Annotated in this window: 16 protein-coding genes; 12 read left to right on the top strand and 4 right to left on the bottom strand. The window is 59.1% G+C overall.

Features of this window, described 5'->3' with window-relative positions; all coding sequences use genetic code 11:
• Positions 1 to 33 precede the first annotated feature (33 nt).
• From KBW81_RS18185 to KBW81_RS18160, 6 genes are all read left to right on the top strand, one after another.
• Positions 34 to 1,047: an ABC transporter permease gene (locus KBW81_RS18185; RefSeq protein ID WP_254249175.1), complete on the top strand. Its 1,014-nt coding sequence runs from the start codon at positions 34 to 36 to the stop codon at positions 1,045 to 1,047.
• Positions 1,037 to 2,092, top strand: a complete 1,056-nt coding sequence (locus tag KBW81_RS18180) for a substrate-binding domain-containing protein (RefSeq protein ID WP_254249174.1) — start codon at positions 1,037 to 1,039, stop codon at positions 2,090 to 2,092. The genes KBW81_RS18185 and KBW81_RS18180 overlap by 11 nt, the downstream gene beginning before the upstream one ends.
• A 69-nt stretch (positions 2,093 to 2,161) precedes the next feature.
• Positions 2,162 to 4,687 (top strand): ATP-binding cassette domain-containing protein, encoded by a 2,526-nt coding sequence (locus KBW81_RS18175; RefSeq protein ID WP_254249173.1) that lies wholly within the window; start codon positions 2,162 to 2,164, stop codon positions 4,685 to 4,687.
• On the top strand, positions 4,684 to 5,748 hold the full coding sequence (locus tag KBW81_RS18170) for a maleylacetate reductase (protein WP_254249172.1): 1,065 nt from the start codon (positions 4,684 to 4,686) through the stop codon (positions 5,746 to 5,748). Before KBW81_RS18175 ends, KBW81_RS18170 begins: the two co-directional genes overlap by 4 nt.
• Positions 5,749 to 5,768: 20 nt before the next feature.
• On the top strand, positions 5,769 to 6,620 hold the full coding sequence (locus tag KBW81_RS18165; RefSeq protein ID WP_254249171.1) for a dioxygenase family protein: 852 nt from the start codon (positions 5,769 to 5,771) through the stop codon (positions 6,618 to 6,620).
• Positions 6,621 to 6,629: 9 nt separating this feature from the next.
• A complete protein-coding gene (locus KBW81_RS18160; RefSeq protein ID WP_254249170.1) occupies positions 6,630 to 7,658 on the top strand; it encodes a ketopantoate reductase family protein in 1,029 nt (342 codons plus the stop codon).
• A gap of 55 nt (positions 7,659 to 7,713) precedes the next feature.
• Here KBW81_RS18160 and KBW81_RS18155 read toward each other — a convergent pair whose 3' ends face one another.
• Positions 7,714 to 8,379: a TetR/AcrR family transcriptional regulator gene (locus KBW81_RS18155; RefSeq protein ID WP_254249169.1), complete on the bottom strand. Its 666-nt coding sequence runs from the start codon at positions 8,377 to 8,379 to the stop codon at positions 7,714 to 7,716.
• Positions 8,380 to 8,575: 196 nt separating this feature from the next.
• Here KBW81_RS18155 and KBW81_RS18150 point away from each other — a divergent pair, with 196 nt between their 5' ends.
• The 6 genes from KBW81_RS18150 to KBW81_RS18125 all read left to right on the top strand — a co-directional run bounded on the left by KBW81_RS18150 (position 8,576) and on the right by KBW81_RS18125 (position 14,693).
• Positions 8,576 to 9,463, top strand: a complete 888-nt coding sequence (locus tag KBW81_RS18150; RefSeq protein ID WP_254249429.1) for a shikimate dehydrogenase — start codon at positions 8,576 to 8,578, stop codon at positions 9,461 to 9,463.
• Positions 9,460 to 11,352 (top strand): bifunctional sugar phosphate isomerase/epimerase/4-hydroxyphenylpyruvate dioxygenase family protein, encoded by a 1,893-nt coding sequence (locus KBW81_RS18145; protein WP_254249168.1) that lies wholly within the window; start codon positions 9,460 to 9,462, stop codon positions 11,350 to 11,352. Before KBW81_RS18150 ends, KBW81_RS18145 begins: the two co-directional genes overlap by 4 nt.
• 26 nt (positions 11,353 to 11,378) lie before the next feature.
• Positions 11,379 to 12,368 carry a TRAP transporter substrate-binding protein DctP gene (dctP, locus tag KBW81_RS18140; RefSeq protein ID WP_254249167.1) on the top strand — a complete coding sequence of 330 codons (990 nt, stop codon included), beginning with the start codon at positions 11,379 to 11,381 and terminating at the stop codon, positions 12,366 to 12,368.
• Positions 12,369 to 12,448: 80 nt separating this feature from the next.
• Positions 12,449 to 12,955: a TRAP transporter small permease gene (locus tag KBW81_RS18135; RefSeq protein ID WP_254249166.1), complete on the top strand. Its 507-nt coding sequence runs from the start codon at positions 12,449 to 12,451 to the stop codon at positions 12,953 to 12,955.
• Positions 12,955 to 14,250 carry a TRAP transporter large permease gene (locus KBW81_RS18130; protein WP_254249165.1) on the top strand — a complete coding sequence of 432 codons (1,296 nt, stop codon included), beginning with the start codon at positions 12,955 to 12,957 and terminating at the stop codon, positions 14,248 to 14,250. Before KBW81_RS18135 ends, KBW81_RS18130 begins: the two co-directional genes overlap by 1 nt.
• Positions 14,251 to 14,255: 5 nt before the next feature.
• Entirely contained in the window at positions 14,256 to 14,693 is a 438-nt protein-coding gene (locus tag KBW81_RS18125; RefSeq protein ID WP_254249164.1) for a type II 3-dehydroquinate dehydratase, read from the top strand.
• Positions 14,694 to 14,772: 79 nt separating this feature from the next.
• Here the strand turns inward: KBW81_RS18125 and pcaF are convergent, their stop codons facing one another.
• From pcaF to KBW81_RS18110, 3 genes are read right to left on the bottom strand one after another with little or no spacing between them, the layout of a single operon-like run.
• Positions 14,773 to 15,975 (bottom strand): 3-oxoadipyl-CoA thiolase, encoded by a 1,203-nt coding sequence (gene pcaF, locus KBW81_RS18120; RefSeq protein WP_254249163.1) that lies wholly within the window; start codon positions 15,973 to 15,975, stop codon positions 14,773 to 14,775.
• The gene (locus tag KBW81_RS18115; protein WP_302059392.1) at positions 15,972 to 16,661 is read right to left on the bottom strand and encodes a 3-oxoacid CoA-transferase subunit B; all 690 of its coding nucleotides are present in this window, start codon (positions 16,659 to 16,661) and stop codon (positions 15,972 to 15,974) included. The genes pcaF and KBW81_RS18115 overlap by 4 nt, the downstream gene beginning before the upstream one ends.
• The gene (locus KBW81_RS18110; RefSeq protein WP_254249162.1) at positions 16,658 to 17,365 is read right to left on the bottom strand and encodes a 3-oxoacid CoA-transferase subunit A; all 708 of its coding nucleotides are present in this window, start codon (positions 17,363 to 17,365) and stop codon (positions 16,658 to 16,660) included. The genes KBW81_RS18115 and KBW81_RS18110 overlap by 4 nt, the downstream gene beginning before the upstream one ends.
• Positions 17,366 to 17,432 lie beyond the last annotated feature (67 nt).

The raw sequence follows: 17,432 nt of genomic DNA, 5'->3' as shown, positions 1-17,432 counted from the left end.
AGGGATTTACAGACCATGGGACAGGCAGGCAACATGACCGCACCGATCGCAAAGGCTGGAAAGCTGACACAGATCCCGCTTGCCCGTGGTTTTGTTACTGTGGTCGCCTCCACCTTGGTCTTGCTGGTACTGTGCTTGATCTTTGCGCCCTCTGCCGTGTCTTACGGCGGCTTAGCGGGCAGCCTGCCTTTCGCGGCGGTGATTGCGATTGTCGGTCTGGGACAAATGCTCGTGGTCCAACAAGGAGGCTTTGATCTGTCGCTTTCGGGCGGCGTTTCACTGGCAGTCGTGTTGGTGACGCATTTGCCGTCTGGCGATAACGCGCAATTGCTGCCCGCCGTGATGATCGCGCTTGGCTGTGCAGTTGCGGCGGGCCTTGCCAATGGGTTTCTTGTCGGCGTCATGCGGCTGAACGCAATTGTCGCCACCATCGGAATGAACGCACTCTTGTATGGCGTTGTCTTCGCGGTATCGGGCGGAGTGCCGCGTACAACGACGCCGCTACTGGCAAAGATCGCTGGGGGCAAGACGCTTGGCATTCCTCATTCAGTGCTGTTTGTGTTGGCCATTCTGGCCGTCATCACCATCGTTATGAAAAAAACCGCGCAGGGGCGCCGCTTCGAGGTAATCGGGGCAAACCCGCTTGCCGCCCATGCAGCAGGCCTGCGGGTTCGGCTTTATCAGGCGATGGCCTATGTCATGGCGCAGCTGCACTATTGCATTGCCGGCATCATGATTGCCGGGATTACTCGTGAACCGACGGCGTTCCAGGGCGATGCGCTGCTGTTGCCTTCCGTAGCGGTGGTTGTGCTGGCCGGCACCTCGCTACTGGGGGGGCGTGGCTTTCCTGTGACCACGGTGATTGCCGCCTTCTTTCTTAATTTGCTCAGCCAGTTCGCGCTGTCGGTCGGTGTGCCTTTTTCGGCCCAGACCATCATTCAGGCTTTGGCGCTTATTTTCGGTATCGGAGTCTATTCGATCCAATGGCGCCGTCAAAAGACGACCACAGAACCGTCCAAAATGGGAGATACGGACAATGCTGAATAAAAAGATGACGATCGCAGTCTCGGCGCTTGCGCTGACACTGGGTGCGACCGGCGCGATGGCACAGGACACACCGTCCTGGTGCGGCCCGAACGAAGCGTCGCTGGCGCTAGTTGACGGCTTTGGCGGTAACAGCTGGAGGCTGGTGACGACGGCCTCCGGTGCAGAAGAAGTGGCGAAGTGCCCCAGCATCACTCAATTCGAATATGCGGACGGCCAAGGCGACACGCAAAAGGCGATCTCCGACATTAACTCGATGGTGGCGCGTGGTATCAAGGCGCTGGTGGTCTTCGGCGATGCAGGTCCCGCTGTGCTACCGGCGCTGACCAACGCCTACCGCGCTGGTGCGATCGTCGTACCATACCGCGTCAATGTCGGCGGCGAGGCGGGCACGAACTACACTAAGTTCATTGGCTCGTCCTTCAAGGAAGATGGCATCAGCTGGGGGAACTGGATCAAAGAGCAGTTGCCCGAAGGCGGTAACGTGCTGTTCATCAGCGGTCCTGCCGGCAACAGCCAGGGCGTTGACGAGCTGGAGGGGATGAAGTCGGTGTTGGATGACAAGTATGTCTTTATCAACCCCGAGCCCTTTGCCGTGACCAACTGGGACCCATCCCTGACGCAGCAGGTTCTGTCGGCTGAAATCGCCAAGAACGACAAGATCGACATGATCGTATCTGACTTCGGCCCGTCCTTGGTTGGTGCGCTGCCGGTTTTTGGCGAATTCAATCGCTCGATCCCGGCTATTGCCACATCGGACGGCAATTCTCTGTCTTGTTTCTGGGCCGACAACCAAGAAGCCAACCCTGACTTCAAACTGTTCACGGTTGCTACGGGCAACGACAACGTCCGTCTGGCCGTGCAGTGGGCCGTCGCAGAGGCGACGGGCGGCACGCCACCAACAGATGAAATCTTCAAGGCACCTGTCTTTGAAAACTCCGTCACCAGCGAGCCAAACGCCGTGGATTGCCGGCCGGAACTGCCGGGGTCGATCTATCTGTCGGCAGAAATGTCGGGCGAGGATCAGGCCAAGGCCGTCGGCCAGTAATCGCGCTAAAGAGTCCGGGCGCGCTCTGCGCCCGGACCCCCCGAACGTTCCGCCAGAGCAGGACAGGATATGACCATCGTCGAAGCGATCCCAAGAAGTAAAATGTCTCACCACTCCGCCGCTGCGCCGGCGTTGCGACTGACCGGCGTGACCAAGTATTTCGGCAACATTGCCGCTCTGGTCGATGTTTCAGTCGATATTTTCCCTGGCGAGGTTCATGCTGTTCTGGGTGAGAACGGTGCCGGTAAATCGACTTTGATGAATATCATCTCGGGCGTGTTGCAGCCGACAGCTGGTACGATCCACGTCGAGGGGAATGCTGTCTCTCCCATGACACCGGCAAAGTCGAAGGCGCTCGGCGTCTCGATTGCCTATCAACATCCAGCCGTCTTAAATGACTTGAACGTGCTTGAAAATTTGCGCGTGGCGCTGCCTGATCATGTCTTTGATGGTGGAAATACGGATAAAACTGCCCGAGCAATGCTGGATGCGGTTGGTCTGCATGTCCCACTGAAGGCGCGGGCCGCCGATCTGACAGTGCCGCAACGCCATCTGTTGGAAATCGCAAAAGCGCTGGCTGTCCAGCCGCGTATCCTGATCATGGATGAGCCTACAGCAGCTCTTGACCAGGATGCGACCGAGATGCTGTTCACACGCATCCGGGCTCTGGCCGCAGCTGGTACCGCCGTCATTTACATCACCCACCGCATGGCCGAACTGCGCCAGATCGCCGACCGGGTCACCGTGCTTCGCGACGGTCGTATGCGTGGCACAGCGTTGGCGCAGGATGTCAGTGATCAGGATTTGCTGGACATGATCGTGGGTCGATCACTGGTGTCAGCTTTTCCGCCCAAAGCCAGCGATACCGCCCCCGCGATTAACTTTGCGATCAACGGTTTGACGGGGCAGAATTTCACCGACGTCAGTTTTGAAGTGGGCCGGGGGCAAATTATTGGGATTGCCGGCGTCGACGGCAATGGGCAGGCAGAGCTGATGCGTGCCCTGGCTGGTTTAATGCCATTTTCGGGGCAGGTCATTCTGGATGGCGTGCGACTTAAAGCTGATACGCTGAGCCGCACTGCCGCCTACATGCCTGCAGACCGCCACAAAGAAGGCCTCGCCACTGATCTGACAGTGCGTGAAAATGCAACCTTCACCGCGCTCGACCGGTTTACCAGTAGTGGTGTCATGAACCGGAGCCGCGAACTGGCCGAGGTGGAGCACATATTTGGCCAACTGGCCGTCAAAACGCCAGGGCTGGACGCGAAGGTTCTGTCGCTGTCGGGTGGTAACCAGCAAAAGATCGTGATGGCACGGGCGCTGCTGTCTCAGCCCGGCTATATTATCTCCGACCAACCTACGCAGGGCGTCGACGTTGGTGCAAGGTTCGAGATTTACCGCATTCTGCGGGAGGTATCTGCTGCGGGCACGCCGGTCATCGTAAATTCGTCCGACGCAGCGGAACTCGAAGGTCTATGCGACACCGTCGTCGTCATGTCGCGCGGACGCGTGGCAGAAGTACTCGAGGGCGAAGCTATCACCGAGGAGCGGATCGTCAGCGCAGCAGTGCAGGCGGGGACTCATGCACCAAACGTCGGTGAGCCGACAGCAAAAGTTCATAAGACACACGGTGGCTGGCGGCACCTGGTGCAAAGCGACAACGCCACGGCAATCCCGCTTTCTGCTGTCATCTTGCTGCTAGGGCTTTATGTTTATGGTCAGAACGCAAACTATCTGTCTTTCTTTAACATCTCGAACATTTTGCTGTTAGCGACGGCCCTTGGGTTCATCGCCATGGGGCAAACCATTGCCCTGCTCATGGGCGGGATCGACTTGTCTGTCGGGCCACTGGCGGGATTTCTTGTTGTTGTCGGCTCGTTTTTCATTAACGACGGCCAGTCGGACGCTATGATTGCGCTGGGATTTGCTGCCATGTTCCTCTGTGCCGCCGTGGTTGGCACAATCAACGGCAGCCTGATGCGATATGCCAACTTCACGCCTATCGCGGCAACGCTGGCTATGTATATCGGCCTGCAGGGTATGAGCTTTGTACTGCGCGATGGGCCGGGCGGTTACATCAACTTTGGCGTCATGGACTGGCTGACGTGGAAGCTGGGGCCGATCCCGGTCGCATTTATCGCCCTGATCGCCTTTGCGCTGGTTGGCGAAGTTTTGCTACGCCGTGTGCGTGGTGGTTGGCAACTTCGCGCCGTCGGGTCAGAGGAGGGTGCCGCACGCCGACTTGGCGTGCGCGTGGACCGAGTTTTCATCCTTGGGTATGTCGGCGTGTCCTTACTTACCGCCTGCGGCGCGATCATGCTAATGGCGCAGATCGGTGTCGGCGATCCAGCGCAGGGGATCACTTATACCCTGTCCAGTATCACGGCGGTCGTGCTGGGCGGCACCAGCCTGCGCGGCGGGCGAGGGACGTTCATCGGGACGATCCTCGGTGCAGTGCTGCTGACGGAGGTGCTGAACGCAGTGTCGTTCCTCGGGTTGTCGCAAGCCTATCAATATTTCTTTCAAGGTGCGCTGATCGTCGTGGCTGCGCTGATCTATGCCACTGCCCGTAGCCGCGCCGAGGTGCCCGCGTGACCAATGATTTCATCTATCAATCTACGTCATCACGCGTGATTTTCGGGGACGGCACCCTGGCGCAGGTCGGCGCAGAGATTGAAAGGCTGGGTTGCAAACGCGCCTTTCTGCTGTCGACCTCGTTTCAAGCGGCGGACCTTGCCGCGCTGGCCGACCGTTTGGGGTCACTGGCGGCCGGCAACTTCACTGACGCCGCCATGCATACGCCAGTTGCGGTGACGCAAGCGGCAATGGCTGCCTATGACGCCTGCGGGGCGGACTGCATCGTGGCGATGGGCGGTGGGTCCACCATCGGCCTGGGCAAGGCGATCGCTTATCGCAACGACGCACCCCAACTTGTCATCGCCACAACCTATGCCGGGTCAGAAGTGACGGACATCCTTGGCCAGACCGAGAACGGGACCAAGATCACAATCCGCGATCCGAAGATCCGGCCAGAGGTCGTGATATACGACCCCGCGCTGACCACCGGCCTGCCTACCGCGATGAGCGTGGCGAGTGGGCTGAACGCCATGGCTCACGCAGTCGAGGGGCTGTATGCGCCGGACGCCAACCCGATCACGTCACTGTTGGCGGTCGAAGGCATCAGGGCGCTGAAGAACGCGTTGCAGCTGATCGTCAGTGATCCAGAGAACATAACAGCGCGCAGCCAAGCGCTTTATGGATCTTGGCTGTGTGGTGTGGTGCTTGGATCTGTGGCAATGTCGTTGCATCACAAGTTGTGTCACACCCTAGGTGGCACCTGCGATCTGCCACACGCGGAAACTCATGCAATCCTGTTGCCGCATACCGCCGCCTATAACGCGCCTGCCGCGGCGAAGGCGCTTGAGCCCGCTGCCGCCTTGTTCGGTGGCGATCTTGGCGGGGGACTTTACGATCTGGCGATGGACTTAGATGCGCCGTTGGCACTGAAGGACCTTGGCCTTGACCGTGGCATGCTCGATCATGTCGCCGATTTGGCGGTGAAAAACCCCTACAGCAACCCGCGCGACGTGACCCGCGACGGGGTTATGGGCCTGCTGACGCAGGCCTACGATGGCATCCGTCCGACCCCGTCCTGACCTGAAAGGTTCATTTTCCAATGACAGAAACGATTGCCTATTTTACTGAAGGTAAATCCGTCGGTGCCGTGACCGCACGTGTAAGCGAGGACACCGACCCGCGGCTGGCACACGTGATGAACGCGCTTGTCACGCATCTACATGCGTTCATCAAGGACGTGGAACTGACGCAGGCCGAATGGGCGATGGCAGTAGAGTTTCTTACGAAGACCGGCCAGATGTGCGACGACAACCGTCAGGAGTTCATTCTGCTGTCAGACGTGCTGGGCGTGTCGATGCTGGTCGATGCAATCAACAACCGCCGACCAGAGAAAGCAACCGAGAATACCGTCCTTGGCCCGTTCCACGTCGATGGCGTGCCTGAGTATGAGATGGGCACAAACATCAGCAAGGATGGCGGGACCGAGACCTGTTTGTTTCAGGGCGTCGTCACGGATCTGGACGGCAAGCCCTTAGAGGGTGCCCGCATTGATGTCTGGTCCGATAATGAAGACGGATTCTATGACGTCCAGCAACCCGACACCCAACCACACAACAACAACCGCGGCGTCTTTGTCACTGGGCCGGACGGACTGTACTGGTTTAAAGGGATCAAGCCCGTGTCCTATCCGATCCCCGACGATGGACCTGTGGGCCAACTTCTGGGAAATTTAGGCCGTCATCCTTACCGTCCCGCGCATATGCACTTCATCGTAAGCGCAACGGGGTTTGAGACAGTCATCACCCACACCTTCGTGGCCGGTGATGATTACCTAAAATCCGATGCGGTCTTTGGCGTCAAGAAGACGCTGATAGCGGAATATACTAAGACGCCAGACGGGAACACCCGCTGGCAGTCTACCTTCGATTTCATCATGACTCCCGATGCATAGGATATCGCTATGAAAGCCAATCCCCGTATCGCATTCCTGGGCACAGGGGCACAGGGTGCCTCCATAGCGGCGGACTTCGCGCTGGCCGGGCTTGACGTGACTTTCATTGACCAATGGCCTGCGCACGTCGAGGCGATGCGCGCCGAGGGCATAACCGTAAACATGCCGACCCGCACGATCCACACGCCCGTCAAGGCGCTGCATCTGTGCGAAATTGCCGAAATTAAGACACCATTCGATCTCGTGTTCCTCGTCGTGAAAGCCTACGATACCCGCTGGGCCTGCGAGATGATCAAGCCCGTGCTTGCATCCGACGGATTTGTCGTTGGTCTGCAGAACGGGATGACCCATGAGGATATCGCCCAGATCTTGGGACGCGAACGCACCATTGGTGCGGTGATCCAGATTGCATCGAATATGTGGACCCCGGGTGTCACGACGCGGCAGAATGATCACGATGAATCCTGGTTTGCCCTTGGTGCTCTCGATCCGGCCATGCAGCCGCAAGTCGAGGTCGTGGCTGACATTTTGCGCCATTCTGGGAGGGTTGAGGTGAACGATGATATCCGGTCAGCAAAATGGATGAAGCTGATTGTTAACGCTGCAGAACTGATCCCGTCCGCGATTATTGACTCTGCCCTAAACGATGCTTCGCGATTGCCAGGCATGCTCGATCTGATGCGCAAGGCTGGCTACGAGGCGATGGAGGCCGCCCTCGCCGACGGCGCCACCATTATGCCCATCATCGGGATGCCCCCGGTGATGAGCAATCATCCCGAGCGCTACGTGGACGAGATCTTTGAGGAGGTTCTGAAGACGTTCTCTCGCGAGGATACGCTGACCACATCGTTGCAGGATTGGCGCAAAGGTCGGCGTGCGGAAGTCGAAGAAGTGAACGGTTGGGTGGTCGATACGCTCGCCAAGCATGGCAAATCTGCACCGGTCAATAAGCGGGTCGTCGAGATCGCACTGGAGATCGAAGCAGGCGACTTACCGCTGACCAAAAACAACATTGACCTGTTGTTGCAGACAAGTTGATGGTCGCATTACCAAGCTGATGTGGCGGGCAGCAAAGATTTTCACCGCAGCAGGTCTAAACCAAGACCATCCGCAGAATCATGTCGCCGACGTGCTGGCGCAGGGTCGCCTGTCCGGCTTCATCGAACAATTCCCCGCCGAAAATGTGCGAAAACGTCGCCCGGTTCGACACGTTGAAATAGCTGAGCGCTGAAATGTGCCAGTGCAATTCGACCGCTGTCAGGCCGGGGCGAAAAATGCCCTGCGCCACACCGTTCGCATAGATGACGTCCAGCATGCTGATCGCAGAGGAGTTTTCGCCGGATATCTTCTCCGAATCGGGCATGTGGTGGGCTTCATGGATATTCTCGATCATCACGAGCCGGATGAAGTCCTGCGATCGACGGTGATTTTCAAAGGTGAACTCTGCCAGCTTGCGTAGGGCCATTTCGGGCGGAAGCCCCGTGAGCTCCAAGGCATCCTCAGCCTCGCGCGTCTGGCGGTATGCGTCGGCCAGCACTTCGCGGTACAGGCCCTCCTTGTCGACAAAATAGTAATAAATCATTCGCTTTGACGTCGAGGTGCGAGAGGCGATCTCGTCTATGCGGGTCCCGGACAGACCTTTTTGCGCAAAAATTTCCCGGGCGACCTGCAAGATGTTGCTGCGCACGCCGTCGGGGTCCTGCTTCCACTTACGACGCGGCAAATCAGTGTCTTCGTCAGAGTCTGTCGTCTGCGCCATTCCAGCCGTCTCCCTCGCAGGTCACGCGGTCTAAATAGTAAGGTTTTTGCCGGAAGTCCCGCCTTTCTTAGAATTCAGCATTCAAAATGTAACCTTTTGAACATTTCCTTGACATAATTAACCAAAATGAACAATGTTGCGAATATCCGGTTGAGGGCTGGATTGAAGGAGGATCGTTATCTTGACCGAAATATGGATGCCCCACCTGGACAGTCGCCCGCCATGTGGCGATCGTCGTGTGCTTGTCGGCTTGTTAGGGCACGGGATCAGTGCATCCCGCACGCCGCGTATGCATATGGCGGAAGGTGCCGCGAAGGGGATAGATTACGATTATCGTCTGATTGATCTTGCGGATTGCGATCCGGCCCCCACGATGGAAGCTATCCTAGCGCAGGTCGAGGCTGCGGGCTTCGGCGGATTGAACGTCACGTTCCCCTACAAGCAGGCAATTATCCCGCATCTGTCCGAGCTTTCCGAAAATGCTCGCAACGTGGGCGCGGTGAACACGGTCGTTTTGCGTGATGGGCAACGACTGGGGCACAACACAGATTACTGGGGATTCGCCGAAAGCTTTCGCCTTGGGTTGCCCGATGCAAAGCGAGATGCCGTGCTGATGATCGGTGCCGGCGGGGCAGGTAGCGCTGTGTCCGCAGCCCTTCTGGGCAGCGGTGTGGGCCGCATTATGATCAACGACACGCATGCGGATGCCGCCGCCCGGCTTGTGCAGACGCTATGCAAACGCTTTGGCAAAGATTGTGCTGTTGTCGTGACCGATCTGGACGCGGCTGCTCAGCAGGTTGATGGTATCGTTAACGCCTCTCCCGTCGGCATGGTCAAACTGCCGGGCCTGCCACTGGCCGAGGCGCTGATCACCCCGCGCCATTGGGTTGCCGATATTGTCTATTTTCCGTTAGAAACCGCTCTGCTTTCTACTGCTCGCGCTAAGGGCTGCGCGGTTCTGTCGGGTGGCGGCATGGCCTTATTTCAAGCCGTGCGCGCGTTCGAATTGTTCACAGGTCAGCCCGCAGACGCTGCGAGGATGCAGGCGACCTTTGATGCCTTTTCCAGCGGGGCCCTGACATGAAGACATCCATCGCCACAGTTTGCCTTGCGGGCGATCTGCGCGAAAAACTGGCCGCAATCGCTGCCGCTGGGTTCGACGGGATCGAAATCTTCGAGCAGGATTTCATTGCTTTTGACGGTGGTCCGCGCGAAGTGGGTGCCATGGTGCGCGACCACGGGCTGGAGATCACGCTGTTCCAGCCTTTTCGCGACTTTGAAGGCCTACCAGAGCCTCTGCGTGCCCGCGCCTTTGACCGGATTGAGCGTAAATTTGATTTAATGCAGGAACTTGGGACCGATCTGGTTCTGGTGTGTTCATCGGTACATCCGGAGGCGCTAGGCGGCATCGACCGGATGGCCGCTGACTTCGCGGAACTGGGTGAGCGGGCAGCATCCCGCGATCTGCGTGTGGGGTTCGAGGCGCTGGCCTGGGGCCGGCACGTTTGTGATCATCGTGACGCGTGGGAAGTTGTTCGCCGCGCGGATCATAAGAATGTCGGTCTGATCCTCGACAGCTTTCACACGCTGGCGCGCAAGATCGCGCCTGACACGATACGGAGCATTCCCGGCGACAAGATATTCTTCGTCCAGTTGGCCGACGCGCCGCAGATCGAGATGGACCTGCTATATTGGTCGCGCCACTTCCGCAACATGCCCGGCGAAGGCGATCTGGACGTACAGGGCTTCATGCGGGCTGTGGCCGCGACGGGCTATGACGGACCGCTGAGCCTTGAGGTGTTCAACGACCAGTTCCGCGGTGGCAGTCCGCGTACGATCGCCGTGGACGGGCACCGTTCGCTGGTGTTCCTAATGGATCAGGTGGCGCGGCACGAGCCGGGGATCAGGCTGACTTCGCTACCGATGCCGGACCGGATCCACAGTGATGGGGTTGCCTTCGTCGAATTCGCAGCAAGCGAAAGTGAAGCGACGGCCGTTGCCCGCGTGTTGCACAGTATGGGATTTAGCCGCGTGGGTCGGCATATTTCCAAGGCGGTGGAGTTGTGGCAACAGGGCGATATCCGCATCGTCATCAATACCGAAGCTGAAGGTTTTGCCCAGTCCGCCCATATCGCCCACGGGCTGAATATCTGCGACGTGGGGCTATCGGTGGACGACGCGGACGCAACTGTGGCGCGGGCTAAGGCTCTAGGGGCCAGCACCTTTTCGCAGCCTGTCGGACCGGGAGAACACGACATCCCGGCAATCCGCGGCGTGGGTGGCGGTATTTTGCATTTCATCGACCGCAAAAGCGCGCTGTCCGACCTGTGGCAGACGGAGTTCTTGCCAATTGCTGACGACGCCGCACCGAGCCCGGCGGGCCTGAGCCGGATTGACCATATCGCCCAGACGATGAACTACGAAGAGATGCTAACATGGTCGCTGTTCTATGTGTCCCTGTTCGACGTCGAAAAGCAGCCGGTGGTGGATGTTGTGGACCCGCACGGACTGGTGCGGTCGCAAGCCATCGAGGGGCCTGACGGTGCGTTGCGCCTGACGTTGAACGGGGCGGAAACGCACCGGACCTTTGCCGGGCGATTCATCGCGGACAGCTTTGGGTCGTCGGTGCAGCACGTCGCCTTCGAGACGCACGATATCGTGGCTGCGGCCCATGCGCTGGCGGCAAACGGCTTTGCCGCGCTGCAAATCCCCGGCAACTACTATGACGACGTTGCCGCCCGTTTCGGTCTGGGTGCCGACGAGGTCTCAGAACTGCGGGCGCTGAACCTGTTGTATGACCGGGTCGGCGACACCAGCTTTTTACAGCTATATTCCAAGCCCTTCGGCGACGGTATCTTTTTCGAGATCGTCGAGCGCCGGGACGGCTACACCGGCTATGGCGGCCCCAATGCCCCCTACCGCGTCGCGGCGCAGGCGCGGCTGATGCGGTCGGCGGATATGCCGCGCACCTGAATTTACGGATCATCAAGGAGGAGACAATGATGAAGACGACACGCAGAACCGCCCTCGGGCTTTTAACGGCAAGCGCCGTGGCGCTGACCGCAGGACTGCCCGCATGGGCGCAAGACAAGCCGAAGCTGCGCTTTTCGGCGGTGTTTTCCGAGCAAGACATCCGCGCAGAAATGATGCAGCAGTTTCAGACCGCCGTCGGCGACATCGCTGAAGTCGAGATGTTTTACGGTGGCAACCTGTTCAAGCAAGGGACTGAGATCATCTCGATTCAGCGCGGCAACCTAGAGATGGGTAATGTCGCCCCGCAGGATATTGCCAACCAGATTCCGGCATTCTCGATCCTGACTTCGGCCTACCTGTTCCGTGACGCCGCTCACCTTCAGACGTTCTTCGAGAGCGACGCAGGTGCCGAAATGAAGAAGCTGGCAGAAGATCAGTTGGGCATCCATATCCTTGGGCCAACTTATTTTGGCACACGTCAGGTCGGTCTGCGCATCGACAAAGAGATCAACACCCCCGCGGACATGGACGGCATCAAATTACGGATGCCCGGGGGCGATTCCTGGCAATTCTTAGGCGAGGCGCTGGGGGCGAACCCGACGCCGATGGCCTATGCAGAAGTCTATACCGGTTTGCAGACAGGTGCCATCGACGGGCAGGACAATCCCTATCCGAACATCGAGAACATGAAGTTCTATGAAGTAATGACCCAGATTGTGCGCACGTCGCATCTGGTTGGCTACGATCTACTGGTGATCTCGAAGGCAGCCTATGACGCGATGACCGAAGAGCAGCGCACCGCTTTCGACGCAGCCGCAGACGAGGCGATCGCCTGGAGCACAGAACAGCATCTTGCCCGCGAGGAGGAGCTTGGTGCGTTTTTTGAAGAACAAGGGCTGAAGATCTCAACACCTGACGTCGACGCCTTCCGGGCCAATGCGCAGCAGTTGTATCTTGACTCTGACATTTCGAACGACTGGCCAGCAGGTATGCTTGAACGCATCAATGCGCTGTAAAAGCACGCTGTAAAAACGTTCTGCCATGTCCGGTCAAACAGCACTGGGCATGGCGCACATTAAGACGGGGGAATGCGGGCATGGAACGGCTGAGGACGGTTGGTGGCTGGTTGCACCGGCGCGCTGACGATATTGCATCCATAATGTTGGCGGTGATGTTCATCGCATTTATCTGTCAGGTGGTGTTCCGTTATCTGCTGAACTGGCCCGTCGGTTGGGCATCGGAACTGTCTATCGTCATGTGGTTGTGGGTTGTCTTGTGGGGCGCCGCATTCGTGGTGACAGAGAAGGACGAAATCCGGTTTGACATCCTGTATTCCTCTGTTCGCCCCGGCGTGCGGCGGATCATGGTAATCGTTTCATCATTGGCCCTGTTATTGCTTTACGGATATTCGCTGCCCGCGACGTGGGATTTTGTTACCTTTATGAAAGTGACGAAAACGTCATACCTCGACATCCGCTATGACCATTTGTTTGCCATCTTCGTGGTGTTCGTCGTCGCCGTCCTGGTCCGCTACACCTATTTGCTGGTGCAAGCGATCCGGGGTCGTGTTCCGGACACTGCAGTCCACTTGGAAGAAAACTGATGTTCGATCCTTTTACACTTTGCGTCGTATCCATCGTCATGCTGGCCCTACTGGGATTGCCCATCGGGCACGCGATGATCGCATCGTCCATCCTGTATCTGCTGCTGGCAGGGCAGGACATGGGCATCGCGGCAGAGCAGATCCTGAACGGTTTATACACCAGTTACATCCTGCTGGCGGTGCCGCTGTTCATTCTGGCGGCAGAGCTTATGAACTCCGGTTCCATGACGCTGCGGCTGCTGGCTTTCTGCAACGCCTTTGTCGGGCGGTTCCGAGGTGGGCTGGCGCTGGTCAACGTCGTGCAGTCAGTGATCTTTGCCGGCATGTCCGGTTCCGCCATCGCTGATGCCGCAGGCACCGGCAAGATGATGCAGAAGATGATGACCGAAGGCGGCAAATACCCGCCCGCCTTTGCGGCCGCCCTGACCGCCAGTTCCGCTGTCATCGGGCCGATCATTCCGCCGTCGATTCCGGTCGTCGTTTATGCGCTTGTTTCGGACGCCTCTATAGGGTTTTTGTTCCTTGCCGGTGTGGTGCCCGGCTTGCTGATGGGGCTGGCACAGGCCGGCATAATTGTTGGCACGGCGCGCAGGCGGAATTTCCCGGTCGAGCCCCCAGTGCCGCTGCGCGACCTGCCTGGCGTTACGTTCCGCGCCTTGCCCGCGCTGATGATGCCGGTCGTCCTGCTCGGCGGTATCTATGGCGGTGCAACCACGCCGACCGAGGCGGCCGCGGTTGCGGCCCTTTACGCACTGCTGGTGTCGGCTTTTCTGTATCGCAGCGTGACGTTTGCATCGCTGCGGGAATCGCTGTCGGGGTCCGCCCGCACCACCGCCTCTATCGGTATGCTGATCGCGGGCGCGCTGGTTTTCAACTACGTCGTTACGGTCGAAAATATACCCGCCAGCCTCAGCACCTTCCTCGCAGGGTTTAACATGACTCCCGTGCAGTTTTTGTTGATGGTCAACGTGATCCTGCTGACCCTTGGCTGCCTGCTTGAAGGTACGACCATCCTACTAGTGGTTGTGCCGGTGTTCATCCCGACGGCCAATGCGCTGGGGATTGACCTTGTGCATTTTGGGATCGTCTGCGTCGTCAACATCATGCTGGGCCTGATTACGCCGCCCTACGGGTTGTTGCTGTTCGTGATGACGACGATTTCGGGCCAGCCATTGGGTCGCATCGTGCGCGAGGTGATGCCGTTCCTGTTGGTGCTGATCGCGGCGCTTGCGCTGATTACACTGGTGCCGGGCATATCGCTTTGGCTGCCGCGCCTCTTTGGTTACACCGGATGACCGCTATGAAACCGATCTATGTCCTGAACGGACCGAACCTGAACCGCCTCGGCCAACGCGAGCCTGAGATATACGGCCATACGACACTGGCCGAGGTCGAGGCGATCTGCCGCGCGGCCGCGGGCGACTGGCCTCTGGAATTCCGGCAAAGCAATTCGGAATCAGAGTTGATCGACTGGATTCACGAGGCGACGGACAATGGTGCGGGGATCATCATTAACCCGGCCGCCTTCACCTTCTATTCGATGGCGATCATGGATGCGCTCAAGATGTTTCCCGGCCCGCTGATCGAGTTTCATATCTCTAATATTCACAAGCGGGAAGAAATGTACCACCACTCGCTCATTTCTGGCGTCGCCACCGCCGTCATGGCCGGACTGGGTGCACAAGGCTATCGCGTAGCGGTGCAGGAACTGATCCGGTTAATTGAGACCAAAACGTAGAGCTGTCGTTTCGTTGCGACAGGCATGAGGAAACCCCCGCGAGGTGTCGACGTCGCGGGGGGCATTTTAATGAAGGCAATCAGCTGCGTTCCAGCGCGATGGCGATGCCTTGCCCCACGCCGATACACATCGTCGCAAGGGCACGCTTGCCACCATTGAGTGCAAGCTCCATTGCCGCTGTGCCAGTGATCCGGGCACCTGACATGCCCAGCGGATGACCCAGCGCAATCGCGCCGCCATTGGGATTCACGCGAAGGTCGTCGTCGGCGATGCCAAGGCCGCGCAGAACGGCGAGGCCCTGGGACGCGAAGGCTTCGTTTAGTTCGAACACGTCAAAGTCGGCCTCGGTTAGTCCAAGGCGCGCCATCAACTTTTGCGACGCAGGCAGGGGGCCCATGCCCATGATGCGCGGCGGCACGCCCGCGGTTGCACCGCCCATGATGCGGGCGATCGGGGTTAGGCCGTGCTGTTTGACGGCATCGGCAGAGGCGATCAGAAGCGCCGCCGCCCCATCGTTCACGCCGCTGGCGTTACCAGCAGTGACGGTGCCATCCTTGCGGAAGGGGGTCGGTAGCTTGGCCAGTTGTTCGGCTGTCGTTGTGGGGCGCGGGTGTTCGTCGGTGTCCACGACGATGGGATCGCCCTTGCGCTGCGGGATGCTGACCGGCGTGATTTCACGGGCCAGGCGCCCGCTTTCCATCGCCGCACCTGCCTTGGCTTGCGAGCGCGCGGCAAAGGCGTCCTGATCAGCGCGGCTGATGCTGTAATCTTCAGCGACGTTCTCACCTGTTTCAGGCATGGACTCGACTTCGTATTGAGATTTCATCAGTGGATTGACGAAGCGCCATCCGATGGTGGTGTCAAAGATTTCGGCGCTGCGGGAAAAGGCGCTCGTGGCTTTGGGCATCACGAAGGGCGCGCGGGACATAGATTCCACGCCGCCTGCGATGACCAAATCCATCTCTCCGGCCATAATGGCGCGGGCGGCGGTAATGATGGCGTCCATGCCCGATCCGCAAAGGCGGTTCATCGTTGTGCCGGGCACAGTTTCGGGCAGGCCCGCCAGCAGGGCGGACATGCGGGCAACGTTGCGGTTGTCTTCGCCCGCTTGGTTCGCGCAGCCAAAGATAACCTCGTCTACGGCTGCCCAATCCAGATCGTGCGCACCGATCAAGGCGCGGATTGGGACAGCGCCCAGATCGTCGGCGCGGACAGAGCTGAGTGCGCCGCCAAAGCGGCCAATAGGGGTGCGGGTGTAGGCGCAGATATAAGCGTCGGTCATGTCAAATCCTTTGGGCAGATCAGGTCGGCCACGGGGCCGTCGGTGTGCAGGGGTGCTCCGGTGACGGCTTGGAGGGCGTCGAACGACAGGCCCGGTACCTTTTCGCGCAACACGAAGTGGCCGTCCACAATGTCGACGACGGCAAGTGAGGTATAGACGCGGGTCACACAGGCGAGCCCGGTCAGGGGCAGGGTGCAGGCCTCGACTAGTTTTGGCGCGCCTTTCTTGGTCACATGGTCCGTTACAACTGCGACGCGTTTGGCGCTTTGGACCAGATCCATCGCGCCGCCCACGGCCGGTACGCCGCCGCGCCCTGTGGACCAGTTCGCCAAATCGCCGTTCTGCGCGACCTCGTAGGCCCCCAGAATGGCGACGTCCAGATGACCGCCGCGCACCATGGCAAAGCTGTCTGCATGGTCGAAGAAGGCTGTGCCGGGCTTAATCGTGATCGCCTTTTTACCGGCGTTGATGCAGTCCCAGTCCTCTGCGCCGAGGGCAGGGGCTTTGCCAAAGTCCAACACGCCGTTTTCGGTGTGAAAGATCGCCTGCCGTCCCTCGGGCTGGAAACGAGCGACCATTTCGGGAAAGCCGATGCCAAGGTTCACATAGGCCCCGTCGGTGATGTCCTGCGCAGCGCGCCACGCGATTTGGGCGTTGGTCAGGCTGTGGGTGTCGATGTCGATCATGGGTAAACGGCCTCCGCCCGGTTCAGCATTTCTTCTTGTGCAGGGTCAGCCACGGCGACGATGCGGTCGACAAAGATACCAGGTGTGATGACGTGTTCGGGGTCGATGCCGCCCAGCGGTACAATTTTGCTGGCCTGCGCGATGGTCACCGTCGCGGCCATCGCCATGACCGGGTTGAAGTTCCGCGCCGCCATCCGGTAGGTCAGATTGCCGTGCGGGTCGGCCAGTTCCGCTTTGATCAGCGCGAAGTCGGCTTTCAGCCAGCGTTCCTGCACATATAACCGCCCGTCAAAAGTATCTTGCTGCTTGCCATTGGCCAGCTCGGTGCCTGCGCCGGTGGGGGTATAAAACGCCGGGATGCCCGCGCCGCCTGCACGAATGCGCTCTGCCAGTGTGCCTTGCGGCACGAGTTCAAGCTCGATTTTGCCGGCCAGGTAGCGTTCCGAGAATACGCGCGGGTCGGCAGAGCGCGGGAAGGAGCAGATCAGCTTGTCGACCTGACCCTGTTCGATCAGTGCAGCAAGGCCGACATGACCGTTGCCTGCGTTATTGTTTACCACCGTCAAGTGTTTCGCGCCGTGGTCGATCAAAGCGTGGATCAGCTCGATCGGGGCACCCGATCCGCCAAAGCCGCCGATCATGACCGTTGCACCGTCAGGGATCGCGCTGACCGCCTCTGACAGCGTTGCTATCGTCTTGTCCATTTCGCCCTCCGCTTATCTTGCGAAAGGGGTAAGTCCGGACGGAAGAGATGCATAGCCATTGCGTGCG

It is taken from the genome of Loktanella salsilacus, assembly GCF_024206795.1.
GTDB lineage: Bacteria > Pseudomonadota > Alphaproteobacteria > Rhodobacterales > Rhodobacteraceae > Loktanella > Loktanella salsilacus.
Note: the sequence above shows the minus strand (reverse complement) of the source record. Positions and strands in the feature narration are given on the sequence as shown.

Bases quoted from the DNA above. Each gene is read 5' to 3' on its own strand.
- KBW81_RS18130 (WP_254249165.1), top strand. From the start codon at position 12,955: ATGTTCGATCCTTTTACACTTTGCGTCGTATCCATCGTCATGCTGGCC.
- KBW81_RS18110 (WP_254249162.1), bottom strand. From the start codon at position 17,365: ATGGACAAGACGATAGCAACGCTGTCAGAGGCGGTCAGCGCGATCCCT.
- KBW81_RS18180 (WP_254249174.1), top strand. From the start codon at position 1,037: ATGCTGAATAAAAAGATGACGATCGCAGTCTCGGCGCTTGCGCTGACA.
- KBW81_RS18165 (WP_254249171.1), top strand. From the start codon at position 5,769: ATGACAGAAACGATTGCCTATTTTACTGAAGGTAAATCCGTCGGTGCC.
- KBW81_RS18150 (WP_254249429.1), top strand. From the start codon at position 8,576: ATGCCCCACCTGGACAGTCGCCCGCCATGTGGCGATCGTCGTGTGCTT.
- KBW81_RS18145 (WP_254249168.1), top strand. From the start codon at position 9,460: ATGAAGACATCCATCGCCACAGTTTGCCTTGCGGGCGATCTGCGCGAA.
- KBW81_RS18115 (WP_302059392.1), bottom strand. From the start codon at position 16,661: ATGATCGACATCGACACCCACAGCCTGACCAACGCCCAAATCGCGTGG.
- dctP (WP_254249167.1), top strand. From the start codon at position 11,379: ATGATGAAGACGACACGCAGAACCGCCCTCGGGCTTTTAACGGCAAGC.
- KBW81_RS18175 (WP_254249173.1), top strand. From the start codon at position 2,162: ATGACCATCGTCGAAGCGATCCCAAGAAGTAAAATGTCTCACCACTCC.
- pcaF (WP_254249163.1), bottom strand. From the start codon at position 15,975: ATGACCGACGCTTATATCTGCGCCTACACCCGCACCCCTATTGGCCGC.
- KBW81_RS18160 (WP_254249170.1), top strand. From the start codon at position 6,630: ATGAAAGCCAATCCCCGTATCGCATTCCTGGGCACAGGGGCACAGGGT.
- KBW81_RS18185 (WP_254249175.1), top strand. From the start codon at position 34: ATGACCGCACCGATCGCAAAGGCTGGAAAGCTGACACAGATCCCGCTT.
- KBW81_RS18155 (WP_254249169.1), bottom strand. From the start codon at position 8,379: ATGGCGCAGACGACAGACTCTGACGAAGACACTGATTTGCCGCGTCGT.
- KBW81_RS18135 (WP_254249166.1), top strand. From the start codon at position 12,449: ATGGAACGGCTGAGGACGGTTGGTGGCTGGTTGCACCGGCGCGCTGAC.
- KBW81_RS18125 (WP_254249164.1), top strand. From the start codon at position 14,256: ATGAAACCGATCTATGTCCTGAACGGACCGAACCTGAACCGCCTCGGC.